The organism is Burkholderia cepacia GG4, assembly GCF_000292915.1.
Classification (GTDB): Bacteria; Pseudomonadota; Gammaproteobacteria; order Burkholderiales; family Burkholderiaceae; genus Burkholderia; species Burkholderia cepacia_D.
The window spans coordinates 2865155-2891354 of the sequence record NC_018513.1; the positions used below are offsets into that span (position 1 = coordinate 2865155).

General features: G+C 64.5%; 19 protein-coding genes. 3 read left to right on the plus strand and 16 right to left on the minus strand.

What is annotated here, in order from left to right; genetic code table 11:
• Positions 1-17: 17 nt before the first annotated feature.
• Genes GEM_RS13110 through GEM_RS13120 form a run of 3 tightly spaced genes read left to right on the plus strand, consistent with a single transcriptional unit; the run spans position 18 to position 3325 of the window.
• Positions 18-1154, plus strand: a complete 1137-nt coding sequence (locus GEM_RS13110) for a glycosyltransferase family 4 protein (RefSeq protein WP_014897871.1) — start codon at positions 18-20, stop codon at positions 1152-1154.
• A gap of 14 nt (positions 1155-1168) precedes the next feature.
• Positions 1169-2191 (plus strand): UDP-glucose 4-epimerase GalE, encoded by a 1023-nt coding sequence (galE, locus tag GEM_RS13115; RefSeq protein WP_014897872.1) that lies wholly within the window; start codon positions 1169-1171, stop codon positions 2189-2191.
• 27 nt (positions 2192-2218) lie between these two features.
• Positions 2219-3325, plus strand: a complete 1107-nt coding sequence (locus tag GEM_RS13120; RefSeq protein WP_014897873.1) for an MraY family glycosyltransferase — start codon at positions 2219-2221, stop codon at positions 3323-3325.
• A gap of 117 nt (positions 3326-3442) precedes the next feature.
• On the opposite strand, the gene GEM_RS13125 is transcribed toward GEM_RS13120, so the two are convergent.
• The 16 genes from GEM_RS13125 to GEM_RS13195 form a co-directional block, all read right to left on the minus strand.
• On the minus strand, positions 3443-5785 hold the full coding sequence (locus tag GEM_RS13125; RefSeq protein WP_272148354.1) for a protease pro-enzyme activation domain-containing protein: 2343 nt from the start codon (positions 5783-5785) through the stop codon (positions 3443-3445).
• Positions 5786-6103: 318 nt separating this feature from the next.
• A complete protein-coding gene (locus tag GEM_RS13130; RefSeq protein ID WP_014897875.1) occupies positions 6104-7987 on the minus strand; it encodes a polysaccharide biosynthesis protein in 1884 nt (627 codons plus the stop codon).
• Positions 7988-7999: 12 nt separating this feature from the next.
• Positions 8000-9016 carry an MraY family glycosyltransferase gene (locus tag GEM_RS13135; protein WP_039323886.1) on the minus strand — a complete coding sequence of 339 codons (1017 nt, stop codon included), beginning with the start codon at positions 9014-9016 and terminating at the stop codon, positions 8000-8002.
• Positions 9017-9021: 5 nt separating this feature from the next.
• A complete protein-coding gene (locus tag GEM_RS13140) occupies positions 9022-9987 on the minus strand; it encodes a UDP-glucose 4-epimerase family protein (RefSeq protein WP_014897877.1) in 966 nt (321 codons plus the stop codon).
• A 213-nt stretch (positions 9988-10200) separates the two neighbouring features.
• Positions 10201-10419: a hypothetical protein gene (locus tag GEM_RS31260; RefSeq protein WP_014897878.1), complete on the minus strand. Its 219-nt coding sequence runs from the start codon at positions 10417-10419 to the stop codon at positions 10201-10203.
• Between the two features lie 51 nt (positions 10420-10470).
• Positions 10471-11667, minus strand: coding sequence for a glycosyltransferase (locus GEM_RS13145; RefSeq protein ID WP_014897879.1), 1197 nt, complete (start codon positions 11665-11667; stop codon positions 10471-10473).
• The gene (locus GEM_RS13150; RefSeq protein WP_272148355.1) at positions 11664-12713 is read right to left on the minus strand and encodes a glycosyltransferase family 4 protein; all 1050 of its coding nucleotides are present in this window, start codon (positions 12711-12713) and stop codon (positions 11664-11666) included. Before GEM_RS13150 ends, GEM_RS13145 begins: the two co-directional genes overlap by 4 nt.
• A 55-nt stretch (positions 12714-12768) precedes the next feature.
• Positions 12769-13917: a glycosyltransferase family 4 protein gene (locus GEM_RS13155; RefSeq protein WP_014897881.1), complete on the minus strand. Its 1149-nt coding sequence runs from the start codon at positions 13915-13917 to the stop codon at positions 12769-12771.
• On the minus strand, positions 13914-14831 hold the full coding sequence (locus tag GEM_RS13160; protein WP_014897882.1) for an NAD-dependent epimerase/dehydratase family protein: 918 nt from the start codon (positions 14829-14831) through the stop codon (positions 13914-13916). Before GEM_RS13160 ends, GEM_RS13155 begins: the two co-directional genes overlap by 4 nt.
• A complete protein-coding gene (gene gmd / locus GEM_RS13165; RefSeq protein WP_039323899.1) occupies positions 14809-15843 on the minus strand; it encodes a GDP-mannose 4,6-dehydratase in 1035 nt (344 codons plus the stop codon). Before gmd ends, GEM_RS13160 begins: the two co-directional genes overlap by 23 nt.
• A gap of 60 nt (positions 15844-15903) precedes the next feature.
• The gene (locus tag GEM_RS13170) at positions 15904-19560 is read right to left on the minus strand and encodes a glycosyltransferase (protein ID WP_014897884.1); all 3657 of its coding nucleotides are present in this window, start codon (positions 19558-19560) and stop codon (positions 15904-15906) included.
• A 162-nt stretch (positions 19561-19722) separates the two neighbouring features.
• A complete protein-coding gene (gene rfaE1 / locus GEM_RS13175; protein ID WP_051137980.1) occupies positions 19723-21159 on the minus strand; it encodes a D-glycero-beta-D-manno-heptose-7-phosphate kinase in 1437 nt (478 codons plus the stop codon).
• A 90-nt stretch (positions 21160-21249) separates the two neighbouring features.
• On the minus strand, positions 21250-22644 hold the full coding sequence (locus GEM_RS13180; RefSeq protein ID WP_014897886.1) for a class I SAM-dependent methyltransferase: 1395 nt from the start codon (positions 22642-22644) through the stop codon (positions 21250-21252).
• Positions 22641-23861 carry an ABC transporter ATP-binding protein gene (locus GEM_RS13185; RefSeq protein WP_014897887.1) on the minus strand — a complete coding sequence of 407 codons (1221 nt, stop codon included), beginning with the start codon at positions 23859-23861 and terminating at the stop codon, positions 22641-22643. The genes GEM_RS13180 and GEM_RS13185 overlap by 4 nt, the downstream gene beginning before the upstream one ends.
• Complete coding sequence (locus GEM_RS13190) at positions 23861-24655, minus strand: ABC transporter permease (protein WP_014897888.1); 795 nt, start codon at positions 24653-24655, stop codon at positions 23861-23863. The genes GEM_RS13185 and GEM_RS13190 overlap by 1 nt, the downstream gene beginning before the upstream one ends.
• The gene (locus GEM_RS13195) at positions 24655-26100 is read right to left on the minus strand and encodes a mannose-1-phosphate guanylyltransferase/mannose-6-phosphate isomerase (RefSeq protein ID WP_041490689.1); all 1446 of its coding nucleotides are present in this window, start codon (positions 26098-26100) and stop codon (positions 24655-24657) included. The genes GEM_RS13190 and GEM_RS13195 overlap by 1 nt, the downstream gene beginning before the upstream one ends.
• Between the last annotated feature and the right edge of the window lie 100 nt (positions 26101-26200).

The window sequence follows — 26200 nt, forward strand, 5'->3', positions numbered from 1 at the left end:
TATTTTTCTTTTATTTCATGTCCGCCACCTCCCCGCTGCGCATCGCGCTCGTCTGCAACACGGCCTGGGCGATCTACACGTACCGCCACGGGCTGATCCGTGCGCTCGTCGCGCGCGGCGCCGAGGTCATCGTGATCGCGCCGCACGACCGCACGGTGCCGCTGCTCGAGCAGATGGGCTGCCGCTACGTTGCGCTGGCCGTCGCGTCGAAAGGCACGAGCCCGCGCGAGGATCTCGGCACGCTGGCCGCGCTGGTGCGCCATTACCGCGCGTTGCTGCCCGATCTCGTGTTCCATTACACGATCAAGCCGAACATCTACGGCTCGATCGCGGCGTGGCTCGCGCGCGTGCCGTCGATCGCGGTCACGACCGGGCTCGGCTACGTGTTCATCCAGAAAAGCCGCGCGGCCAGCGTCGCGAAGCGCCTGTACCGGTTCGCGTTCCGCTTCCCGCGTGAAGTCTGGTTCCTGAACCGCGACGATCTCGCGACCTTCACCGACGAGCAGCTGCTCGCGCACCCCGATCGCGCACGGCTGCTGCACGGCGAAGGCGTCGATCTCGACCAGTTCGCGCCGGTGCCGCTGCCCGCCGGCGACGGCCCGGTGTTCATCCTGATCGGCCGGCTGCTGTGGGACAAGGGGGTGCGCGAGTACGTCGAGGCCGCGCGCGTCGTGCGGGCCCGCTACCCGCAGGCGCGCTTCCAGCTGCTCGGGCCGCTCGGCGTCGACAACCCGAGCGCGATCGGTCGCGCGGACGTCGACGCATGGGTCGGCGAAGGCGTCGTCGAGTATCTCGGCGAGGCGCACGACGTGCGCCCGCACATCGCGGCGGCCGACTGCGTCGTGCTGCCGTCCTATCGCGAAGGTGTGCCGCGCACGCTGATGGAAGCGTCGGCGATGGGCCGCCCGATCGTCGCGACCGACGTACCGGGCTGCCGCGACGTCGTCGCCGACGGCGAAACGGGTTTCCTGTGCCGCGTGCGCGACAGCGCGAGCCTCGCGGAACAGCTGATCCGCATGATCGAACTCGGGACCGCCGGACGCGACGCGATGGGCACGCGCGGCCGCCGCAAGGTGACCGCGGAATTCGACGAGCAGCAGGTCGTCGAACGCTACCGGCAGACCATTCATACATTGACCGGCATCACACTCTGAAGGAGCGCATCAGAATGACCGCTAAAGGCACCATCCTCGTCACCGGCGGTGCGGGCTACATCGGCTCGCACACGGCCGTCGAGTTGCTCGACAACGGCTACGATGTCGTCATCGTCGACAACCTCGTCAACAGCAAGGCCGAGTCCGTGCGGCGCATCGAGCAGATCACGGGCAGGACGCCCGCGTTCCACCAGGTCGACGTGTGCGACGAAGCCGCGCTCGCGAAGGTGTTCGACGCGCATCCGATCACCGGCACGATCCATTTCGCGGCGCTCAAGGCGGTGGGCGAATCGGTGGCGAAGCCGCTCGAGTACTACCGGAACAACATCGGCGGGCTGCTCGCCGTGCTCAAGGTGATGCGCGAGCGCAACGTCAGGCAGTTCGTGTTCAGCTCGTCGGCGACCGTGTACGGCGTGCCGGAGCGCTCGCCGATCGACGAATCGTTCCCGCTGTCCGCGACCAACCCGTACGGCCAGTCGAAGCTGATCGCCGAGCAGATCCTGCGCGATCTCGAGGTATCGGACCCGTCGTGGCGCATCGCGACGCTGCGCTACTTCAACCCGGTCGGCGCGCATGCGAGCGGGCTGATCGGCGAGGATCCGGCCGGGATCCCGAACAACCTGATGCCGTACGTCGCGCAGGTCGCGGTCGGCAAGCTCGAGAAGCTGCGCGTGTTCGGCTCCGACTACCCGACGCCGGACGGCACCGGCGTGCGCGACTACATCCACGTCGTCGATCTCGCGAAGGGACACATCGCCGCGCTCGACGCGCTCGTCACGCGCGACGCGAGCTTCGTCGTGAACCTCGGCACGGGCCAGGGCTACAGCGTGCTGGAAGTCGTGCGCGCGTTCGAGAAGGCGTCGAGCCGGCCCGTGCCGTACGAACTCGTCGCGCGCCGCCCGGGCGACATCGCCGAGTGCTACGCGAACCCGCAGGCCGCGGCCGACCTGATCGGCTGGCGCGCGACGCTCGGGATCGACGAGATGTGTGCCGACCACTGGAAATGGCAGGAGGGGAACCCGCGCGGTTTTGTATAATCCGCTGTCCATTTTTCGAGCGATCCCATGCTCAGCTTCGCGTCCGGCTTCATCGTCTCCCTGCTCGTCACGTTGTTCATCGTGCGCTATGCGCATCTGCACGAGAAATTCTCGATCGACAGCGACCTGGCCGGCGTGCAGAAATTCCACGTGCGGCCGGTGCCGCGCGTCGGGGGCATCGGGATCCTCGCCGGGGTCGTGATTGCCTCGCTGATCCTGTCCCGGCGCTATCCGACGATCGCCGGCAGCATTCTCGGCATCGTCGCGTGCGGGCTGCCGGCGTTCCTGTCCGGCCTCGTCGAGGACCTCACCAAGCGCGTGTCGCCGCGCGCGCGGCTGCTGTGCACGATGGGCGCGGCCGCGCTCGCGTTCTGGCTGCTGGGCATCGCGGTCAAGCGCATCAGCGTGCCGCCGCTCGATTTCCTGCTCGGCTACGTGGCCATCTCGGCGTTCATCACGGTGCTCGCGGTCGCGGCGCTGGCGAACGCCATCAACATCATCGACGGCTTCAACGGGCTCGCGTCGATGGTCAGCTTCATGATGTTCGCGTCGCTCGCGTATGTCGCATTCCATGTCAACGACCCGGTCGTGATGTCCGCGTCGATCATCATGATGGGCGCCGTGCTGGGCTTCTTCCTGTGGAATTTCCCCGCGGGGCTGATCTTTCTCGGCGACGGCGGCGCGTATTTCATCGGCTTCATGCTCGCCGAACTCGCGATCATGCTCGTGATGCGCAATCGCGAAGTGTCCGCGTGGTACCCGGTGCTGCTGTTCATGTACCCGATCTTCGAGACCTGCTTCTCGATCTACCGGAAGAAATTCATCCGCGGGATGTCGCCGGGGATTCCGGACGGCGTGCACCTTCACATGCTGGTGTACAAGCGGCTGATGCGCTGGGCCGTCGGCACGAAGCACGCGCATGATCTGACGCGGCGGAACTCGTTGACGTCGCCGTATCTGTGGCTGCTGTGCCTCGTCGCGGTGATTCCGGCGACGCTGTTCTGGCGGCACACCGTGCACCTGTTCGTGTTCGTGGTGCTGTTCGCGCTGACTTACGTGTGGCTGTACCTCAGCATCGTGCGGTTCAGGGTGCCGAGGTGGATGGTCGTGAGGAAGGAAAAGCGCGGGCATTGAGCGCGGCGGGCGGCCGGCGGGTTGCCGGTTCGCGCCACCGCGCATGCTCCTGCGACGGACGAACCGCCGTTGCCGACAGGATCATGACGGCGCCGCGGCGGCTCGACGAACGGACGACTAGCTTCCCGAGGTATTCGTGCTCCAGCCTGGCGCTTGCGTGTAGATCACGACGTTACCGTCGTCCTGAATGTCAGTGACCGCCCCCGGATTTCCGCTCGTGCCGGAATACCAGAGCGGTGCCCCCGCCGAGCTGTAGACGACCAGATTGCCATCCGTTTGCATCGTCGCATAGGCACCCGGATGATTCGCCGTACCCGAACTCCACTGCGCGACGCCCTGGCGAAGCAGCACCAGATTCCCGTCACCCTGCATGACGAGCACGTTTGCGCCGTTGCCTGAAGTAAAGCTCTGGCCGCTGCTCAGCGTGACGCCCCCCTGCCAGACGGCCGGGCCGCTCGAGGAATTCGCCAGGCCCGACGCGGAAGTCCCCGTGGCAAATACGGGCACCGACAACCGGTAGATCACCATGTTGCCGTCGTCCTGTATGACAAGACTCTGGCCATATGATGTGCCGTTGGTCGACGAGAACCACAGCGCATTGCCGCTCGTACTGTAGATCACGAAGTTGCCATCGGTCTGGAACACGGCATAGGCGCCCGCGTTTCCGTTGGTCGCCGAATTCCATACCGCGGCGCCATTGGTCGTGTTGTACAGCACGAGGTTGCCGTCATCCTGCATGACCAGTCGATGGCTTTGGGACGCCGAGTACACGATTTGTGTCGGCCTGAGGGTCGTCCCTTGGTTGACGGCGCCGCCGTAGATCGGAGACGTCGGCGCGCATATCGACGAATGCAGCGTGCTGATGACCGGCGTGCCCCAGCCCGTCACGAAGTCCCATCCCGAACCCGCGCTGTATGCGCCGTTCGACCCGTTGGTGATATCGCGAAAGATCGATGGGGTCGTGGTTTCGGCGCTATACAGCGTGGGCGCCGCGAACCCGAGGTTGGTCGCGCAGGCACCGGACAGCATGCGCGCCCAGGTCGCGGCAAACAGCGGCGCGGACAGGCTGGTCCCGCCTACGATCTCGAGTTGCCCGCCTACGACGACCCGTTCGCCGCTGTTCGGATCGGCGTCGAACGCGAGGTCCGGCATGCCCCGGAAGGCGCGGCCCTTGAGCGCCGGAACGCTCGACTGCCACGATGGAATCGGCTCGATGCCACTGATGCCGCCGCCGCTGGAGTCCCACGCCATCTCGCCGCCGTAGCTGCCGTTCCCGTTCGTATAGAGCGAGGTGCCGCCCACTGCCACGACATACGGGGATGTGGCCGGGTATTGCACCGACGTGCCGGAGCAGCCGTACGCCACGCTGCCTGAATCCCCGGAACTGACCGCGAACGTCTGCCCCTGCGCCACGGCGAGCTCGAACAGCGTGTCCATGGCAGCCGTCGGGGCCCAGTTCTCGCAACCGCCGATCGACATGTTCACGACGCGGGCGGTGTTATCCGTCACGGCCCGATTGATCGCGAGCGCGATATCGCTCCACGCGAAGGACGGCGCGACATAGAAATTGAGTTGCTTGACGCCGCCGGACATCCCGACGACGGTCTGGCTATCGAGCGACCATTCGATGTTCGCGCTCGTGTCGGCACTCCGCAACCCGGCGTTGATCACCGAAACGGGTACGGCGGGCAACTGGTTGTTGCGTTCGAAGGTGGCCAGGTCGATGACGGGCTGCGTCAGATCGCCTTCTGCAATGATGCCGACGGTGATGTTGGCGGCAGTCGGCATGTTCCCCATCGAGTAGATGCCGGGGAAGTCCGTCGGATTGTGCGCGACCGTCACTGCCGCCGTGGTCGGCGACGCATTCGCGCGTGGCGCAGCTGCCGACAGGGTGGCGCGGACGAAATGCGGATGCAGGCGGGTCGCGGTATCGAGCCCCAGAACCGATTGAACGACGCCGCCGATCGCATCCGGCATCGTCTCGGGGGCAGTGTTGATATGCGCGCGGCTGCCATCCGCCATCGCGACCGGCACCAGCGTCGTCTGGAACACACCGGAAATCACGCCGGCCGGTGCATCGGCTTCGACGATCATGTTGTTGCCGGCGACGTTGATGTTCGTGAAGCCCTTGCTTTGCAGATAGGCCTGCACGGTGGCGACCTGGCCGGCAGTAGGCGCGTAGCGCGCCGCGATCTGCGCGGCAGTCAGCACGGCCCCGAAGCTGGCGCTGCCCGGCGTTCGCGCGTCCTGCACGAAGCGATTCAGCGCGGCTTCGTCATTCAGCTTGAGTACCAGCGCAACATGGACCGGCGCCGTCGCGCTCATCGGCGCCGCACTCACCACGTTGCCCGTGGCACGCAGTGCGGACAGTTTGCCGGTCTGCACAGTGGCAGTGGCGGCCGTCGGACTCTCGTCGCCGCCGCACCCGGCGAGCGCGAACACCATGAGTGCCGCGCTCATTCCCCTTGCAATACGCTGCGCTTTCATTGGATTGGTATGGACCGTAGATCTCTCGTATCTGGCTTTTCACCTTTGTTCTTTACGGCAATCGCACGGCAATCTTGAGGAAAACATAGGAAGGAATCGGCCGGTAGTCAAATGAATGGGGCCGGTCGATGCGCGTGGACGAGCACCGAACGATCGACGTGTCGCTCGGCACGATCGCGCCGCGTGAATGCCGAAGCCGATACCGGTGCGATCCGGTGCCCGAAACGAAAAAAGCGCCTCATGGGCGCTTTTTTGGGGGCACGACCGGCACACGCATCGCGACAGTGACACTCACTCGTTCGATGCCGCCCGCACGTCCGGCACACTCTGCAGCACGGGCGCAACCGTCGACTGGTATTCCGGCACCCAGCGTCGCAGATCGCGCCGGACTTCGTCGTCGCTCAGCACACGGTTCTGCATCAGCCACGGCAGCAATTCGTCGAGCAAGTGATCCGGCACTTCCCGCGCACGCGCGATCCGCAGTTTGGGGTGCGGCGTGCGCGTCGTCGTCTCGTCGTCCGCGAGCAGTTCCTCGTAGAGTTTCTCGCCAGGCCGCAGCCCCGTGAACTCGATCCGGATCTGCCCTTCCGAAAAGCCGTACAGACGGATCAGGTCTCGCGCGAGATCGACGATCTTGACCGGCTCGCCCATGTCGAGAATGAAGATCTCGCCACCGTGCCCCATGCTCGACGCCTGCAGCACGAGTTGCGAGGCTTCCGGAATCGTCATGAAGAACCGCGTGATCTCGGGATGCGTGACCGTCACCGGGCCGCCCTTCGCGATCTGCTGCTGGAACTTCGGGATCACGCTGCCCGCGCTGCCGAGGACGTTGCCGAACCGCACCGTCTCGAACTGCGTGCCGCCGCTCGTCTGCTGCAACGCCTGGCACGCCATCTCGGCGAGACGCTTGCTCGCGCCCATCACGTTGGTCGGGTTGACGGCCTTGTCGGTCGAGATCAGCACGAAATGACGGACGCCGTGGCGAATCGCCGCGCGCGCGACCCGATAGGTGCCGAGCACGTTGTTGCGCAGCGCCTGCCACGCGTTGTGCTCTTCCATCAACGGCACGTGCTTGTATGCGGCCGCATGGAACACGATGTGCGGCGCATAGCGCGACATCACCTGGTCGAGCAGCAGCGAATCCTTCGCGTCGCCGATGATCGGGAGGACGGGTTGATCGGGGAAACGCTCCCTCAACTCCTCGGCGAGCCGGTACATCGCGTATTCGGACAGATCGAACGCGACGAGCTGCGCCGGCGCGAAACGGAGGATTTGCCGGCACAGTTCGGAGCCGATCGAACCGCCCGCGCCCGTCACCATCACGACGCGGCCGCGCAGCAGCGCCTCGACGTGCGGCGTGTCGATCGTCACGGCATCGCGCCCCAGCAAGTCCTCGAGGTCGATATTGCGCACCTGCGACAGGAACCCCTGCCCCGGCATCAGCGCGGTCAGCGACGGCAGCACCATCGCCTTGATACCGGCGCGCACGCACAGCGTCGCGACGCGGCGCTGCGTCTCGACGGTCGCCGACGGAATCGCGATGATCGCGTATTCGACCTTCATCGCGTCGGTCCAGTGCTTCAGGTCGTTGAACGAGCCGAGCACCTTGTAGCCGTAGATCTCGCGGCCCTGCTTGGTGACGTCGTCGTCCAGCAGGCCGACGAGGCGCCACTCGCCCGAACGGGACAGTTCGCGCGCGAGGCTCGCGCCGGCCGTGCCGGCGCCGAGGACCAGCACCGGCTTGCCCTGGCCGACGAGACCGCCGTACAGGTAGAACTCCTTCGTGGCACGGTAAAGCGCACGGGCGCCGCCCATCAGCAGGAACAGCATCAGCGGCGATACCAGCAGCACCGAGCGCGGAATGATCGGCGACGGCTGGAACATCACGGCCCCGATCATCACGATCACGCCGCCGCCGCCGACCGCCTTCGAGATGCGCATCAGGTCGGGCAGGCTCGCGAACACCCACAGGCCGCGGTACAAGCCGAACACATGGAACATCAGCGCGTAGACCGGCAGCGTCCAGACGAGCGCGGTCACCGCGCCGCCCAGGAAATCAGACGGAACGCTGCCGTTGAAACGAACGAGATAAGCGAACAACCACGAGGCGACAACCGCCGTCAGGTCGAACAGGAAAGCACTCAGTGACAGCCACGATGCTTTGGATCGCAACATCGGCAGGAAACCTCAAGAGTTGTTTTCGGCGGCCGACTGAAACCGGCGCCAACGCACGTCGATCACCAACCCGATACATGCGAGGACGCCATACCATGCGAAAAACAACAGCCACTGCTGCTGTTCGGGGCGGCCCTTTGCCCACACGGCGACGATTATGCCTGCGAGCATGATGAGGTACCAATAAAGAGCAGTCCGACGGTGACCTACCCCCGAGCGGACCATCCTTTGATAATAATGCTCCCGGTGCGCTTGCCAGAACTTTTTACCGCGTAACAAACGTCTCAGAAGTGTTACAGATGCGTCAGCGATAAAGGGAGCGAACACGAGCGCCGGAAACCAGATCGGCCAGGCGTCGGCACGCCATCCCCAGTAGCCGACCGCGCCGGCCAGGAATCCCAGCGGAATCGAGCCTGCGTCGCCGAGAAACAGGCGAGCCGGATGAAAGTTGAGCAACAGGAAGCCGAACGCCGCACCGGCCACGGCCGCGCCTGCCACGACGAGATCCGGGGACGGATGCGCCCCGGTCAGCGCCGCGATCGCGTATGCCCCGAAGCCAAACAGCGCCATGCCGCCCGCGAGGCCATCGGCGCCGTCCATGAAGTTGTACAGGTTCGTCAGCCAGACCATCACGAAGCCGACGCCGACGAGCAGCCACCACGGCGCATCGGCCGGAAAGACGACGATCAATGCAACCACTGCCGCGAGGTGTGCCGAGAACCGCACGCGGGCCGGCAGCCCGCGCCGGTCGTCGATCTGCGACATCGCGGCCAGCCCCGCCGCGGCGACGGCCATCAGCCACAACGCCGGCGCAAGCGCCAGCAGCGCGACCACGCAGACCGGCACGATCCCCCAGCCGCCGACGCGCGGCGTCGGCAGCGTATGGAGCGAACGATCGTTCGGAATATCGGTGGCGAGACGCCATGCGAGACCGGTCGCGAGCAGCATGCGCAGGATCGCCGTCGATGCGATGGCGGCGACCAGCGCCACCATGGCCGCGGCATGCCATGTGGAGATCGGGAGGTGCATGTCGATTATTGTTGTGTATCGCGCGAACGATACCATGCGGCAGTCGCTTCGAGGCCCTGGCGGGTCGTATAGGGCGGATGCCAGCCGAGCACGCGCCCGATCCGGCCGGTATCGAGCTGCAGGCTGCCGGTCAGGCGGTCGATGGCCGCACGGCGGCCGGTCAGCTTCCCGAGCACACGCAGCAGCGCCGGCGGCACCGCGATCAGCCGCGCCGGCTTGCCGAGCGCGTCGCCAACGAGACGCAGCAGGCCCGCGACCGACGGCGCGTCGTCGTCGGCGACATGAAAGCACTCACCGGCCGCGCGCGGGTCGAGTGCGCAGCGCAGCAGCGCATCCGCGAGGTTTTCGACGTAGACGATGCTGCGGCGCGCCGCAACGGCGCCGAGCGGCAACGGCACCCCGCGGGCGACCGCATCCATCATCCGCAAGAAGTTGGCGCGGACGGCCGGACCATAAACGAGCGGCGGACGAACGACGACGACGTCGAGCCCTGCCGACGCACCGAACTGCGCGAGTTGCCGCTCCGCGCGCAGCTTCGAGCGGCCGTATGCATCCTGCGGATCGGGTACGAAGGCTTCCGACAGCGGCACACCGTCGTCGCCCTCGCCTACCGCCTTGATGCTGCTCGCGAACACGATGCGGCGCACGCCGTGATGGCGCGCGGCCTTGGCGAGACGCAGGGTGCCGACGACGTTGGTGGCGTCGAACGCAGCGTCGGGATCGGGCGACTCGTCGCGCATCACGTGCACGCGGGCGGCGAGATGGATCACGCAATCGGCGGCCAGGTCGGCCGGCCACGCTTCGTCCAGGCCATCGAAATCGGCGGTGCCGTGCACCCATTCGCGCACGCCGTCGATGCAGCCGCCCGGTCGCCGTACCAGCGCGGTGACGGTGTGCCCGGCCTGCAATGCGCGACGGCAGACCGCTCGGCCGACGAAGCCGTTGGCGCCGGTGACGACGAGATGGGTCATCGCGCCCTCCTGCGTGGTCGGCTGACGGCTTGGTGCAGCGGCGCGAACCCGCCCACGGCGCGGGCAAGCAGCGCGTGTCGAAGCGCAGAGGCCCGGCACGGGGGAACTGAAAGGGAGGCAGAGACAAGCACGTCGGGATCTCGAAGACGGGAAGCACGTCGAGCGACGGCGCCGTCATCGATCGGCGCCGCGCGACAGGCATCGGGCGGTGCATCAACGCATGTGCTGCCGGATGCAACCGGATGGAAAGGCAAAGTGATGTTCGGGTTCCGAATCAGATGAAAACGTCGCGTGGCGCGGCTTGTCCTGCTTGCCGGACGGTGGCTTCACCGTTGCCCGATCCCGGCCGACCGCCATCGGCACACGCGTGCCGAGGGTGCCGCATCGATGCGCGGCCATTGTAACCTTGCCGATCGGCAGCAACCAAGCCATGCGCCCCACGTCCGTGGCCTCTGGCGCCACGCGCGCCGGACGTGCCGCCGCTCAGGCCAGCAACGCCCCCACCTTGTCGACGAGCGGCGCGAGCATCCGCTCCCACCCGTGCTCGTGCTCGACGAAGGCGCGCGCGTGCGCCGTCATCTCGACCGCCCCGGCCTCGTCGGCGACGAGCTGCTCGATACGATCGACGAATTGTTCCGGCGTATCCGCAATCAGCAGATCGCGGCCGCTTTCCGCGCCGAGGCCCTCGTGGCCCAGCGACGTCGTGACCACCGGCAGCCCCAGCGCCATGTACTCGAGGATCTTGTTCTGGACGCCTGCGCCGATGCGCATCGGGCACACGCCGATTGCGCCATCGGATGCGGCTTGCGCGACCGACTCGACCCGGCCGGTCACGTCGACGCCGTCATACGCGCGAAATCGTTCCGCCAGCGCGGGCGCGATGGACCCGACGATCCGGAAGCGATAGTCGGCACGCTTGCGCAGCAACGGCAGTACGGCCTCCGCGAAAAAGTGACACATGTCCTGGTTCTGGACCGTGCGCATGTCGCCGATGAAGATCAGGACCCGGCTCGCCATGCTGCGCGACGTGTACGGCAGGCCTGACAGATCCACGCCGTTCGAGCACACCATCACCTTCGCCGCGGACGCATCCGGAAACAGGTAGTCGCGGTCGGTCCGGGAGACCAGCACCGACAGGTCGAAATCGTTGACGATCGTGCGCTCGTAATCGAGCAGGCGCTTCGCCTCGATGCCGAACACGCGCGACTTCAGTCCGCGGGCGTTCTTCAGCTGCTTCACCCGGCTGTAGTTGAGCGAGATCGCATCGGTCATCTCCAGGATGCGCGGCTTGTCCGACTTGCGCACATACTCTGCGCAGCGCACGAGATGCACGAATGCGCCGTCGTGCGACGGCAGCAAGCGCGCCACCGCCGCCGCAAACGCGCGACTGCGGTAATACGCCACCTGCAGCGGCGTGCGGGTCGGCAAGGCGAGCAGCGTATTCACGTACGAGCGCCGGCGGGACAGAAACACGCGTTCGACCCGGTCGAATACGCCATCGTCCGGCAGCGACGCGTGCATCTCCTCTTCGGTCTCGCACATGCTGAGCAGCGTCAGCGAGTAATGACGGGACAGCACACGGCACAGATGGTAGATCCGCAGCTTGTCGCCGCCGATCACCGGATACGGAAACCGTGGCGTCAGCACCAGCAGCTTCTTCTTGTTCTTGTCCTGATTCATGGTAGATGCGCCCAGAAATCCTGAATCAACGGACGCACGGCCGACTCCGAGAAGGACCGAGCGCGGGCCACACCGTCGCCGATGGCAACGTCGAATCGTGCGCCGTCGTTCCATACCCGGCGAATCTGCTCCGCCATCTCGTCCACCGAGAAAGGATCGAATTGCAGGCCGCAGTCGCCGACCACCTCGGGCATCGACGTCGTGTTGCTGCACGCAACGGGCGTACCCGACGCCATCGCCTCCAGCAGCGGAATGCCGAACCCTTCGAACAGCGAAGCAAAGATGAACGCGCGCGCGTGCCGGTACTGCTCGCGCAGTTCGTCCCGCGAAATGTAGCCGAGCAACTCGACCGCCCCCGCGAGCCCGAGCGCTGCCGCCCGCCCGAGAAAATGCGCGTGATGGTCGGACTTGATCCCCGCGATCCTCAGCGTAGCGTCAGCGCCGAGCGCCGGCCGCGCGATCGCGAACGCCTGCAGGAGGCGATCGACGTTCTTGCTCGGCACCTCGCCCGCGACCGTGAACAGGTACGGCCGGCGCGCCGCCGGGCTCACCGGCGCGTCGAACCAGTCGTCCGAAATCATGCACGGGATGACGTGCACGTCGGCCTCGTTGAGCCCGAACGTGTCGACCAGTTCCCGCTGCGTAAACCGCGAGATGGTCAGCACGACGTCGGCCCGGCGCGCCAGCCGCGGCACCACATGCCGACGGTACACGCGCCCGGCGGTCTGATACAGCGACCTCGCCGGCGGCAGCACGCTCCACGGCTGCAGGTAGATCAGATCGTAAATGACCGCGATCAGCCGCGTGTTGCCCGTGGAGCGCAGCGGCCCGGTGTTGTACGGGCACAGCAGATAGTCGGGCTTCTGCTCGCGGCACAACCGCGGCAACTCGACCTGCTCCCACCACGGGAAGAAACCGCGCCCTTTGCTGACGCACGGCCAATCGTCGGCGCTCACCCCGCTTGGCGCGAAACCCAGCACGGACTCGCCGACCGGCGCCACCAGTTGTCGGGCGAAGCGCCCCATGCCGCGGTAGTTGCCCACCATCCAGGTGATGTCCACCCCCAACTTCACGCGGTGCTCCTCGAAGCGAATTGATTCATTAACGACGTGTTCCGCGCAGGACGGCTGCGTAGACGGCCAGCGTCTTCTCCGCGCAAGCTGGCCAATTCAGCGCGCGCGCCCGTGCCAGTCCGGCCGCGCGAAGCACGTCGGCTTTGCCCGGCTGCTCGACGATCATTCTCATGCCGTCGGCGATGTCGCCGCTGCGAGCGGGATCGACCAGGATCGCCGCGTCGCCCGCGACTTCGGGAACCGACGTCGTGCTGGAGGCCACGACCGGCAGGCCCGACGCAAAAGCTTCCACGACGGGCAACCCGAAACCCTCGCACAGCGACGCGAACACGAGCGCACTTGCCGACTGCAGCAGCGCGCGCACCTCAAGGTCGGGCAGATACTCGAGCCAGCGAACGCTGCCGCTCTCGTCCGCGCGCAAGCGTGCAACGAGTTGCTCGCAGCCCCACCCTGCCCGGCCGACGATCACCAGCGGGATCTCGCGGCGCAGATTGGCCGGCAAGCTCGCATGGGCGTCGAGCACGCGCTCGAGGTTCTTCCGCGGCTGCAGGGTCCCGACGCACAGGAAGAATTGCGCCGGCAAGCCGAGGCGCTTCAGTACCGCCTCGCGCTCGGCGGGCTCGACCCGCTCGAAGAACCGGGGATGGACACCCAGCGGAACCACCGAGATCCGCTCCGGTGCAATACCGAAGTGCTCGACGATTTCCTGTTTCGAGTAATCGGAGATCGTGATCACATGGTCGGCCCAGGTGCCTGAGCGACGCAGCAGCCAACGCCGCAGCGCCGCCAGCCGGATCGTCGTCCACTCCGGATGCGACAATGGAATCGCGTCCATCAGCGTCGCGATGACCGGTGTCGACGACAGCTTCGGAATCAGGTGATCCGTCGCATGAAACACATCCAGGCGTTCCGCGCGCAGCGCCTTCTCGTCGATGGCGGACCACGGCGTCACGGCGCCCAGCACCGTCGCGACCTCATGCCGGCCGAGGTTGATCGCCGGGCGGGCGCCCGGAAATACGTCGTCGCCGACGGTCGCGCCAAAGCCGGCGGGGACCAGGTCGATCCCCCCCCGCGCGATCAGCGCCTGCCCCAATTCGCGCGTATACGAACCGATACCGTCGACGCCGCCATGCGCTCGGCTCCGCGCGAGAGCCGTCGTGCCGAAACCGACCTTCACCCACGCCCTCCGCCAAACATCCAGCGCAGCGTACTTTCCAGCGGAATGTCCTCGAGCGGGCCAATGGCGGCCTGCAGCCGCGTACAGTCGCCCTGCAACCGGTGCACTTCATTCGCGCGCACGAAAGCCGGATTGACGCGCACTTCGATCGCGTAGCCGGCAATCTGCTCCATCATCGCGATCACCGCCTTCAGCGACACCGCGCGGCCGGAGCACACGTTGAACACCCCGCCGGCCGGTGCGAGCTCCAGCAAGCGCCGATAGGCATCCACCACGCGGCGCACGTCGGAGAAATCGCGCTCGACGTCGATATTGCCGAGTTCGATCACGCGCTCGCCGCGCTGGAAATGGCTGACGATCTTCGGTAGCAGGAACTGCGGCGACTGCCCGACACCCGTGTAGTTGAACGGACGCGCGACGACGATGGGCAACTTGTCGCGCCAGAGGCGCGCCATGTACTCCATGGCCAGCTTGCTCACCGCGTAATCGTTCGCCGGGTTGGGCTCAACCGATTCGTCGATGACTTCCACCGCCGCGTTGCCGTAGATGTTGGCACTGCTCGCCAGCAGCACCGCCCGCGGACGACGCTCCAGCGACGCGAGCGCGTCGAGCAGGTTGCGCGTGCCGACCACGTTGGTGCGGTAGATCGCCTCGGCGTCACCGTGCGCGACGAACGCGATCGCGGCGAGATGCGCGACCACGTCCGGCTGCACGTCGGCGACGACCTGTGCGAGCGCCGCGCGGTCGCACAGGTCCACCCGATACATATCGGGCCCCGTCGTTTCGGCACCGTGCGTCGTGCCGAACACGCGATAGCCGGCCGCGCGCAACGACTGCGCCAGGAAGTCGCCGGTAAAGCCGCCGAGCCCTGTCACCAGGGCGCGCGGCGCGTCAGAACGAGAAGCCGAGTTCATTGCGACGCAAATCCGCTTCAACCATCATGGCGCACAGCTGCTCGAGCGTCGTCGTCGGCTCCCAGCCCAGTTGCTGCTTCGCCTTCTCCGGGTTGCCGATCAGCAGGTCGACTTCGGCCGGGCGATGGAACTTCGGATTGACGCGCACCACCGTCTTGCCGGTCGCGACATCGACGCCAATTTCATTCACGTCGCTGCCCTTGAACTCGAGGTCGACACCGGTCGCCTTGAACGCCATGCGGACGAAATCGCGGACGGTTTCGGTGCGATTCGTGGCCAGCACGTAGGTGTCCGGCTCGTCGACCTGCAGCATGCGCCACATGCCTTCCACATATTCCTTCGCGAAACCCCAGTCGCGCTTCGCGTCCATGTTGCCCAGTTCGAGCACGTCGAGCTGACCAAGCTTGATCTTCGCGACGGAGTCCGTGATCTTGCGCGTGACGAACTCGCGGCCGCGCAGCGGCGATTCGTGATTGAACAGGATCCCGCTGCAGCCGAAGATATCGTAGCTTTCGCGGTAGTTCACCGTCATCCAGTGCGCATACAGCTTGGCCACGCCATACGGGCTGCGCGGATAGAACGGCGTCGACTCGATCTGGGGGATGGCCTGCACCTTGCCGAACATTTCGGACGTGCTCGCCTGGTAGAAGCGGATCTTCGGATTGACGATGCGGATCGCCTCGAGCAGGTTCAGCGGACCGATGCCGGTAATTTCCGCCGTGGTGACCGGCTGGTCGAACGACACGCCGACGAAGCTCTGCGCGGCGAGGTTGTAGACCTCCGTGGCGCCGGTCGTCTGCAGCAGGCGGATGCTCGACGACAGGTCCGTCAGATCGTATTCGATCAGGTGCAGGTTCGGGTGCTTGGCGATGCCGAGCTCTTCGATACGCCAGAAGTTCACCGAGCTGGTGCGGCGATAGGTGCCATACACCTGATAGCCCTTCTCGAGCAGGAGCTGGGCGAGATAGGCGCCGTCTTGGCCGGTGATACCGGTAATGATGGAAACTTTCATAGTTTGAGAATTCATCTTAAGTTCTCTTGCAAAATCTTGATCGGATGATTGACGGCAATGTCACTCGGTCTCCGCAGGGACTTCCATGCGGGTGACGGCCTGGATGACCTGGTGCGTCGGCAGTACGCTGCCCAGCAATTGCTGGACAGAGGCTTCCCAGGTCAGCGTGGGCATTCCCTCTGACTTCGGGTGTGCGCCTTGCCGATACAGCGTGAGCCAGTGTGTCACGGCCTGCGCCAACGCTTCGCCGCTGGTGCCGTGGAAATAATGCGCATGGTCCAGCGCCACCTCACGGAACACCGGCAAATCCCGCGCCAGTATCGGCAGATGCTTGCGACCCGCCTCGATCAGCGGCAACCCGAAGCCTTCGCCTTCCGAAGCCGCCAGCAGACAGCTACAAGCGCCATAGACCTGATCCAGGTATTCATCGCTGATGCTCTCCAGCCAGAATAGTCGTTTTCCAAGCTCGGGATGCGCCCGCAGACGGGCGACCAGCTTCTCGACCAGCCACCCGGATTTGCCGACGATCACCAGATTGACCGCCGTACCTTGCTGCCAGAGCTGCTCGAAAGCCGCCAGCGCCTGGGCGTGTCCCTTGCGCGGCTCGACCGTCCCCACCATCAAGAAGCTGGGGGCCGCGCGCAGCGCCTTGAGTATACGGGGCGCGTCGCTCGGCATGCCGGTGCTCGGTCGCGAATTCTGTACATCCGCGCCGTAATGGAACCAGCCCACCTCGAGCGCGTCCTGGCGCTGGGGATGATGCTGGTGCAACCACTGCGTGAATTCCTCCGACACCGTCCGGGAGCCGCACACGACGCCGTCATAACGGGAGATCGTGTTCAGCCATTTCGTGAACAGCTCCTCGCTCCCCGGCGCAAAGTAGCTGGGCATCTGCACGCACAGGAGGTCGTACACCACAAACTGGATGCGAACGCCCTGACGCGACATTTCATCGAGAAACGCTTCCTGGACGCCGATGCCGTACGGGTTCAGATCCAGCCCCAAAAAGACATCGCCTGCCTGGAAATCAATGGGATCTTCCTGCACCGACCCAGGGTCGCCCTGCCCCATGAATCGCGACCGCAGACGTTTCGCGTAGAAGTAACCCGTTCGGTCGTGCGTTGCGTAGACCGGCCACACCTCGAAATCCTTCGGTGGATCCTTGAGCAGTTCGCTCAGGATACTCCGCACGACCCGTTGAATGCCGGTCCGGGCGTCATGGCTGACCAGCTCCGATACGTCGACAAAGAGCGCACGGCGCGTGCGCGTGGGCAAGCTGAGCGCAATGCCCTGCGCCACTCGACTCAGTTCGTCTTCGTTGCATTGACGTACCAACGGCGCGAGGGCCTGGAACAGCTTCTTGCGCGTCGACTTGATGCTCGGACGTGACGGTGCCGTCGGCAGCGCCCCACCGTTCTGAGCAAGCAGTTCCCGGCAGCGGGCAAACACCTCGTCCACCGTGATGTCATCGAGACAGAAAAAGTTGTGCGGGCAATCGCGTCGCGCAGGAATGTGGCAGGGCGAGCACGCTGCCTCATTATGCAAGACATAGCTGTTGCCGAACACCGGTGCCCATTCGTGCGCGGTTTCCAGCCCGCCGTAGACCCCGAGCGCCGTCACGCCCAGATAGGCCGCCATGTGCGCGCCGCCGGAATTGTTGGCGACGCATAGCTGGTGGCCGGCGAGATGCCGCATCAGTTCGGGGATGCTGAGCCCCGCTTGAATCACCACTTTTTCAATGCCGTCGAAGCTGAAACGCTGGGCTTCCTTTTCGCTGGCAAAGAACACGCTGACGAGCTCCACCGCGGAATCCGCGGCCAGCCGGCGTGCCAACTCGTGGAATCGCGCAACCGGCCATTCCTTGGCATCGCCACCCGCGTAGGGAAACAGCGCAACCGCACGCGTATGCTGCTGCAGCGGGGTCGCGATCGGCGGCAACACCACATAGTCGGACGGATGAGCCGGCAGTGCGTCGACCAGCGCGAGCATCTGCTCGCTGATCGACATGCGATTCAGCGGCGTTTCCACGAACGGCAGGTCCTGGTACGTGGGCAGTGCGATGTCGAGCTTCGCATCGATGGCGGGATTGAGGCAGCCATAGCCGACCTTGAGCCCCGCCTCGACTTGTGCGAGGACGAACCGCGTATCAGGCTGTCGCCTCAAATCGATCGCCAGGTCGTAGAAACCCAGCTCCTTCACGAATTCGGCCAACGAACCATCGGACAGCTCTGCCTGCAGCGACGATTTGCGCTTGAAGTAGTCGAGCGTCAACACCCGATCAAAGAATGGCAGGGTTTGAGCCAACGCCTGGTTCCAGCTACCCACCACGACATCGATACTGGCCTTCGGGTATCGGGCGCGCAGACGGGAAATGGCCGGCACCGCCAGCAGCAGATCGCCCATGTGATCCAGCTTCAGCAGCAGGATCCGTTTGATTTTCGGCTCGAACAGCGTGGTGCGCTCGAAGGTCACGGCGCGCACCGCGCGCGACTCACGCGGTCGCTCGAAGGGCGCGATGGCCTCCAGCACGAGCTTGGCGCTGCGATCCCACGAGAATGCCTGAGCCTGGGTCCTGGCGTTCTCCAGCAACCGCGCACGCAGGCCCTCGTCGGTCAGCGCCTGATGCATCTTGGCGCTGATGGACGGGACCGACTGCGGATCGAACAACGACTCGGGGCTGCCCATGACCTCCGGAAGGCTGGCGGCGTCGGCAGCGATCACCACGGCGCCGCATGCCATCGCTTCCAGCGGCGGCAAACCGAAGCCTTCGTGCAGGGACGGGAAGACAAACAGGCTGCAGGTACTGAACAAAGCCAGCAGCTCGTCATCGGAGATGTAATCGCTGAACAACAGCTCGTCGGCGCGCAGGCCGGCGCGTTGCGCATGTGCACGAAGCGCGCTCACTTCCGACTGCGGCATGCGACCGACAAACAGCAGCTGGTGGTGTTGGCGCGACGTGTCAGGCAGCTGGGCAAACGCCTCGATCAGCCGCGGGAGGTTCTTGCGCGCATCGGCTCCCCCCGTGTACATGATGAATGGCCTCGTCACCCCCAGGCGCCGCTTCAGGGTCGCCAGCGAGTCTGCATCGGGCACGACGCGGGTAAACATTTCATCGCACGCGCCCGACACATTGGTCACCTTCTCGGGCGCGAAGGGCAATGCACCCAATGCCTCCTGCCGGGCACTATCCGAGATCGCGAGAAGATGGCGTGCCCGCTTAAGGTTTTCGATGCGGTCGGCATAATAGCCACGATAAACGGGGTTCGTCCGGTATTGCTCGTCCGGGTTGATCAGCGGAATCAGGTCGTACAGTATGACCGCGGTCGGCAGCGGTTCACCCAATGCCCCGATGCTGATGACGGCATCGTCGCCCAATCCCTCGAACAGACTGGTGACCAGCACGAGATCGGGATCGAGCGTTTCCAGAAACGCCTCGCGCACGCGTTCGGCAATGGCGCGACGCGACGCATTTTGCGCGTCGATCCAGCGCATCGGCCCCGGCGCCTGCCAGACCCGAATCCGCTCCTGCGGCACCAGCCCTCGAAATGCCTGACGGATCGGTCCGATGGTCTCAGGGAAAAGTCCACTGAGCGCCAGGTAGATTTCATGGTTTCCCGCATTGCGGGCAATGGCCTGCGCCAATGAAAGGGAATAACGCCCGATGCCCCGGAAGCGGCTCTCGGTTTGCGCTCCCTGCATGTCAATAACGATTCGCATGGTTGTCCTACTTTACTTGAGCGACCGACGCCGACCAGGCCGTCGCGACCCCGGAACGATCCGGCGCAACAACACGTCGGGGCGTGCTGATGGAAACAGCCCATCGCGGCCGGGCATCGCACAACGCGCGCAGGCCACGCGCCTGTTCTACGGCAAACACGGTCATTGATCACGCACCGCGCTGATCTGCTGAACGACACGGGTGGTCGAGTCGCCATCGCCGAGTGCGAGCGCGACCACGCGGCCTCCCCGCGCACTTACCGCGTCATGGCCGACGATGTCCTGCACTTCTTCGTCGCTGCCCTGCACCAGGACGTCGGGCTCGACGGACTCGATCAATTGCAACGGTGTCGGCGCATCGAACGCCACCACGTAATCCACTGCCGCCAGGCCAGCCAGCACTTCGGCGCGATAGGCAAAGGGATTGCCTGGGTGCCCGGAACCGTTGAGCGCGTGCACCGACGCATCGGAATTGAGCCCCACCACCAGAATGTCGCCCTGCGCACGCGCCTCGTTGAGGAAGCGGATATGGCCAGGATTCAGCGTGTCGAAGCAGCCGTTGGTGAATACGATGGATTCCCCGCGCTGCCGATGCGTCAGCAATAGCTTCCCGAGGGTTTCCTCATCCACCAGCTTGGGGGCATGCTGGCGTGACGGATACAGTTGATCGCGAACTTCATCCGCGCTGACCACATAGGTGCCGGAATGAGAGACAGCGATGCCTGCAGCCACATTGGCGATATGCACCGCCTCGGATACTGACGTACCGCGGGCCAGCGCCAGTGCGAGTGCCGAGAGTACGGTATCGCCGGCGCCCGACACATCGAAGACATCCCGCGCGTGCGTGGGAATGCTGCCCGGCTGGCCGTCCTTGCTTACGTAGACCATGCCCTTCGAGCCACGGGTCACGACGAGATGCCGCAAGTTCAGTTCAGCCAACACCTGCTGTGCCCGCTCCAGCAGTTCATCGTCGGACGTGTAGTTGCCGAACAGCCCGATGAATTCGGAATTGTTCGGCTTGAGCAACGTGGCGCCGCGATAGAACGCGGGGTCGGTCCGTTTCGGATCGACCAGTGTCGGAACATTCAAGGCAGCGGCGACCGCCAGGAATTCCGGCAGGTGGTCCAGCGTACCCTTCGCGTAGTCGGAAAGCACGATCAGGTCATGCTCGGATGCGACGCGCCTGAATTCTTCGAGCAGCAGCGCCTGGGTGCGCGCCGTCGGCCGCACGTCGCGATCGACGCGGGCGATCTGCTGCACACCCGCCATCAAGCGCGTCTTCTGCGTCGTGCCGCCCTCGGGGTCGGACACGAACAGGGTCCGTACACCGTACTCCTGCAAGCACTTCTGAAGCTCGATCGACGCGCTGTCGTGACCGACCACCGCCAGCAGTGTTGCGTCGCCGCCCATGGCACTGACGTTGGCTGCCACGTTCGCAGCACCACCGGGCCGATTCTCTTCGCGACCAACCGCCAGAACGGGAACCGGCGCCTCAGGAGAAATGCGAGAGACGCCACCAATGACGTAGCGATCAAGCATGATGTCGCCAACCACCAGGATTCGAGGTCTGATCGCGTTAGCGGGCTGGGGTTTATGCATGGGGGACGTTATTTCCAAAGCAGCACTTGGCATTGTTGCCGGCACGCGATTCGCGTGCCGGCAGTTCCATCTATTCGGTTACGCGCAGCGTCACCGGGACTCGGACGCACGCGCCGCAGCCCGGAGCTCGTCGAGCACTTCACGGACCGACTCCGGCAAATCGCGTTGCGACAGAGGAGAGCCGACTGCAGCGCTCGGCGACTGTGTCACGACGGCGCGCAAGCGACGGTCCAGTGCCGGACTCATCCTCACCAACCTGAGAGCCGCACGCTTCAATGCCGGCCGCTTCGCGACTTCAGCCGCCCCGACCTTGAGCACGCCCTTGATGCGCGACTTGATCCCGGACAGCAATCTGCGGTCGCGGATTGCAGAGGTCAATCTGCGCAGCGGAGCGCCCACCATACGCACCGGCTTCGACACCCGCCAGGACGTGCTGTGCAGCACGGCATGCAACAGGTCATTCGCCTGCCGGGCCTGCGCTTCCGCGTGCTGAGCCCGCGCCTCCATGGCGCCAAGCTGATTCTCCGCATGCTGGCGCAACTCGTCCGCATGCCGGCAGCGCCCCTCTGCGAGCTTGAGCCGGTCTTCGGTCACCTGCCGTTGCCCGGCATTCACATCTGCCTCGACGGACTGAAGCCGCTCCTGGGCCAGTTGCAGTTGCTCGCTGATCACACGAACCCGTTCGTCGATCCGCTCGACTCCCGCCTCGGCTTTTTCCATCCGGAGCCGCGCGGATTCGGTTCGTGCCTCGTAACGGCCTGCCAGTTGCTCCAGCGACAAACCATACTCGGCTGCGAACACCTGAGCGAACTTCGCCTTGATTTCCGGAGCGGCAGCCTTCTGCGCGATGACCGCATAGTCGGGGCTCGCGCCACGTATCACGTCCAGCAGCGACACCGACTGATCGGGATGACGCAACGCCGGCGATTCCTGCAGCCGGAGCGTCTTCACCGTCTCGAATCCGCCGTGCTCGACCACGAACGACAGCAGCAGCGACGGAATCGGCTTCTGATGCGTGGGATCCAGATAGAAGTTGTTGGTCGCGACCGCGATATTTTCCGGATTCGGCGTCTCGAGGATCAGCAAGCCGCCAGGCCGCAATACCCGCAATGCCTCCGCAACGACACTCTGCAACTGCTCGAAGCTGATGTGTTCGACGACATGGAAAGCCGACACGACGACCTGGCTGTCCGATTCCAGCGTCTGCAGATAGGCCACCGCGTCGCCCTGCGTCGCGGGCAGGCCACGCTCCTCGCAGGCTTGCAGCATGCCGGCGTCCAGGTCCACGCCGAAAGGCGTCAACCCTTGCTCCGACATCAGTTCCAGCCACTCGCCCCGACCACAGCCAATGTCGAACGTGCCGCCGCCCGGATAGATCGATGCCAGCGGCTCGACGAACGGCAAATACTGCCTGCGGATGCTTTTGATGAGGTCCCGGGGCGCGTAATAGCGTTCTTCGAACGCCCGGTAGAAATTCTCGCTCACGACACCACCTTCGCCTGTGTCGGCATCCACGTAATTCCGACGAATTCGCTCACGTTGCCGTTCACCATATTGAATGTCAGGGCGTGATCCCTCCACTCGAAATTGTTCTGCATGTGCGTACTGCCGGTATGCAACGCCACGGCAACCGAATAACTGCCCGGGCCGATATTCGCCAGGAATTCGAAATCGACCGTCGCATTCGCCCCGGCAGCCACATCGCCGATGTCGGACTTGAGATTGTGCGTGTTGGTACCGAAGACCGTCTGCCCCAGTCGGTCCTTGATCATGAAACCCATGACCAGGTCCTGCACGGACGCACGACAGTCGGCAGAGATCCGCAGCGTCACCGGCTGCCCGACTTGAGCGACGTCGATTGGCCTGCCGTCTCGATTCAGCAGCGCGACCTTGTCGATCGTGACTTCACCCGTACCGGAAATGGTCTGGACCTTGCCGCTCTCGAGCACCTCCTGACGAACCTCCTGGTCCTGATGGTCCGCCAGCATCGCGTTGTAGTAATCCATGACCGCCTCGGGCGGTCCTTCCATCTCCAGCCTGCCGGCATTCAGCAGGATCGCGCGATCGCAGATGGCCTGAATCGCAGCCTTGTCGTGCGCGACGATCAACAACGTCGTGCCCTGCTTGCGAAACTCCCGGATGCGATCGAAACTCTTGTGCTGGAAATAGGCGTCGCCGACCGACAGCGCCTCGTCGACGATCAGGATGTCCGGACGACGAGCCGTCGCGACACTGAACGCGAGACGCACCTGCATCCCGCTCGAGTACACGCGCACCGGCTGGTCGATGTATTCTCCGATTTCAGCGAACGCCTCGATTGCCGGCATCAACGCGACAATCTCTTCGACGCTGTAACCGAGCAGCTGCCCCGCCATCATCACGTTCTGGCGCCCGGTGAAGTCCGGATGGAACCCCATTCCCAGCTCGAGCAATGCGGCGATCTGGCCGGTCCGCGTCACGCTGCCGACGGTCGGCTGCGTGGTGCCGACGATCATTTTCAACAGCGTGCTTTTGCCGGCACCGTTGATGCCGACAATACCCAGCGCCTCGCCGGAGCGAACCGAGAAACTGACGTCACGCTGCACCCAGTGCAGCGTGTGATGCGGCTTGCCGCGCGGGTCCAGCCACTCGAGAAGACGCGACCACCGCGTTGGATACTGTTTGTATGCCTTACCAAGATTGGTAACGGTAATGGTACCCATCAGAGTTCATCCACCATTTCACCCGCATGCTTGCGGAACAAACTGAAGCCGGCGAGACACAGCACGATGCTCAATACGAGCGGATACACCAGCGCCGACCAGTTCGGCCAGACGTGTTGCACCATCGTGACCTGGAACGCTTCGATCACCGGTGCCATCGGGTTGAAGCGCAATGCCTGTTGTGCAGACATCGACAAGATGTTGGCTGCATAGACGACCGGCGTCAGCCAGAACCAGAAATTCAGCACGATCCCGAAGAACTGCCCCACGTCGCGGAAGAACACGTTCAACACCCCGAGCGTGATGCCCAGACCGATGGCAAACAACGTCATCAGGGTCAACACGGGAACGATGGCGAAATAGGTCAAACCGGGGAAATTGCCCGTCATCACCAGGAACACGGTGAACAGCCCGAACACGATCGCGAAATTGACCAGCGCATTGATCACCACGATGATCGGCAGACACAACCGCGGAAAGCTCAGCTTCTTGAGCAGGTTCGCGTTGTTGACGAAGGTGTTCTGGCCGTTGCTGACGATTTCGACAAACATGCCCCACGGCAACACGCCGGCACACAAGTGAATGCTGTACGCAAAGGTGCTGTCCACGCCGGGCAGGCGAGCATGCATGACGCGCGAAAAGATCACCGTGTAGACGACGATCATCGCGAGCGGATTGAGCACGGTCCACGCCGCGCCGAGCAGGGAATTGCGGTACTTGGACTGGAATTCCCGCTTGACGCTACCCAGGATGAAACCGCGATAGGCCCAAAGGACTCTCAACATCCCTAGCATCACGCCCGCCCGTAAACGTCCTGGAAGCGAACGATGTCGTCTTCCCCGAGATACTCGCCGCTTTGCACCTCGATCATCACGAGATCCAGCACGCCCGGGTTCTCGAGCCGGTGCTTGTGACCGGCGGGAATGTAGGTGGACTCATTGGTACGCACGAAGATCTCCTGATCTCCGTTCACGACCTTGGCCATGCCGGACACGACGATCCAGTGCTCGCTGCGGTGATGGTGCATCTGCAGACTCAGGCTGGCACCCGGCTTGACCTCGATGCGCTTGATCTTGAAGCGCGGCCCCTCTTCGAGCACCGTGTACGTCCCCCAGGGGCGACTGACGGTGCGATGCAACTTGTATGCGTCGTGATTCTGTTTCTTCAGGCGAGCCACGACCTGCTTCACGTCCTGCGCGCAATCGGGATGCGCGACCAGGAGCGCATCCGGCGTATCGATAATCATCAGATCAGCGACACCCACGGCCGCGACCACGCGGTCCTGGCTCTGCACATAGGTATTCCGGCTGTCGATGAAGATGGCTTCGCCGATGGCGCGGTTGCTGTCCGCGTCCGGGGAAACCAGATCACGAATCGCGCCCCAGGAACCGATATCGCTCCACCCGAAACTGGACGGCACGACCGCCACGTTCTTCGAACGCTCCATCACTGCGTAGTCGATGGAGATGTCGGGCATCTTTTCGAAAGACTCCGAAGGAATCTCGAGCATCTGCGCCGACGGGTTGTTCGCCTTCAGCGCCGACCAGCACGCGTCGGCTGCCGTCGCGACGTCCGGCGCATAGCGGGCCATTTCGTCCAGAATGACGCCCGCCTTGAAGCAGAACATCCCGGAATTCCAGAGATAGTTGCCCGCGGCAAGATATTCGGCCGCCTTGTCGGCATCCGGCTTTTCGACGAAGCGCAGTGCCGCCCGGCCTGCGCCGATCGCCGCCCCTGCCTCGATGTAACCGAAGCCGGTGTCCGGGCGGGTCGGCACGATGCCGAACGTCACCAGCTTGTCCTGTTGCGCCAGTTCGACGGCACTCGCAACGGCAGCGGCAAATCCCTGCTGATCCTGAACCAGATGATCGGCCGCGAGAATCAGCATCAGCGCATCGCGCCCGTACTTTTCCGCGACGTGATGGGCCGCCATTGCGACCGCAGGTGCCGTGTTGCGACCGGCGGGTTCGAGCATGAATGCGCCGGACAGCGATTCGCCGAGCTTCACGCTCGCGAACTCGTCCTTGCTCATGAAGTAGTAGTCGCGGTTGGTGACCGTCAAAATCTCCCGGTGCTGCCCCCCCGCATCACTGCCGACCACGGCTGCCGCGCGGCGATAGGTTTTCAAGAGCAAGCTCTCGCCGTCGGCAAGCTTCATGAACGGCTTGGGATGCCCTTCGCGGGAGACCGGCCAAAGTCGCGTGCCTGCGCCACCAGACAGGATGACGGGGATCAATATCACTTTCACTCCAGATTTGATTTTCCAACCGCGAAAGGAAGGCTTTCACCGCCTTTCGCCTTTTGATTCAACAGTCCGTCAGCAAAAAAATCAGCCGCTT

What these genes read in the sequence shown, in the direction of transcription:
- GEM_RS13110 (WP_014897871.1), top strand. Translation starts at nt 18, where the DNA reads ATGTCCGCCACCTCCCCGCTGCGCATCGCGCTCGTCTGCAACACGGCC.
- galE (WP_014897872.1), top strand. Translation starts at nt 1,169, where the DNA reads ATGACCGCTAAAGGCACCATCCTCGTCACCGGCGGTGCGGGCTACATC.
- GEM_RS13120 (WP_014897873.1), top strand. Translation starts at nt 2,219, where the DNA reads ATGCTCAGCTTCGCGTCCGGCTTCATCGTCTCCCTGCTCGTCACGTTG.
- GEM_RS13125 (WP_272148354.1), bottom strand. Translation starts at nt 5,785, where the DNA reads ATGAGCGCGGCACTCATGGTGTTCGCGCTCGCCGGGTGCGGCGGCGAC.
- GEM_RS13130 (WP_014897875.1), bottom strand. Translation starts at nt 7,987, where the DNA reads ATGTTGCGATCCAAAGCATCGTGGCTGTCACTGAGTGCTTTCCTGTTC.
- GEM_RS13135 (WP_039323886.1), bottom strand. Translation starts at nt 9,016, where the DNA reads ATGCACCTCCCGATCTCCACATGGCATGCCGCGGCCATGGTGGCGCTG.
- GEM_RS13140 (WP_014897877.1), bottom strand. Translation starts at nt 9,987, where the DNA reads ATGACCCATCTCGTCGTCACCGGCGCCAACGGCTTCGTCGGCCGAGCG.
- GEM_RS31260 (WP_014897878.1), bottom strand. Translation starts at nt 10,419, where the DNA reads ATGGCTTGGTTGCTGCCGATCGGCAAGGTTACAATGGCCGCGCATCGA.
- GEM_RS13145 (WP_014897879.1), bottom strand. Translation starts at nt 11,667, where the DNA reads ATGAATCAGGACAAGAACAAGAAGAAGCTGCTGGTGCTGACGCCACGG.
- GEM_RS13150 (WP_272148355.1), bottom strand. Translation starts at nt 12,713, where the DNA reads ATGGTGGGCAACTACCGCGGCATGGGGCGCTTCGCCCGACAACTGGTG.
- GEM_RS13160 (WP_014897882.1), bottom strand. Translation starts at nt 14,831, where the DNA reads ATGAACTCGGCTTCTCGTTCTGACGCGCCGCGCGCCCTGGTGACAGGG.
- gmd (WP_039323899.1), bottom strand. Translation starts at nt 15,843, where the DNA reads ATGAAAGTTTCCATCATTACCGGTATCACCGGCCAAGACGGCGCCTAT.
- GEM_RS13170 (WP_014897884.1), bottom strand. Translation starts at nt 19,560, where the DNA reads ATGCGAATCGTTATTGACATGCAGGGAGCGCAAACCGAGAGCCGCTTC.
- rfaE1 (WP_051137980.1), bottom strand. Translation starts at nt 21,159, where the DNA reads ATGCATAAACCCCAGCCCGCTAACGCGATCAGACCTCGAATCCTGGTG.
- GEM_RS13185 (WP_014897887.1), bottom strand. Translation starts at nt 23,861, where the DNA reads ATGGGTACCATTACCGTTACCAATCTTGGTAAGGCATACAAACAGTAT.
- GEM_RS13190 (WP_014897888.1), bottom strand. Translation starts at nt 24,655, where the DNA reads ATGCTAGGGATGTTGAGAGTCCTTTGGGCCTATCGCGGTTTCATCCTG.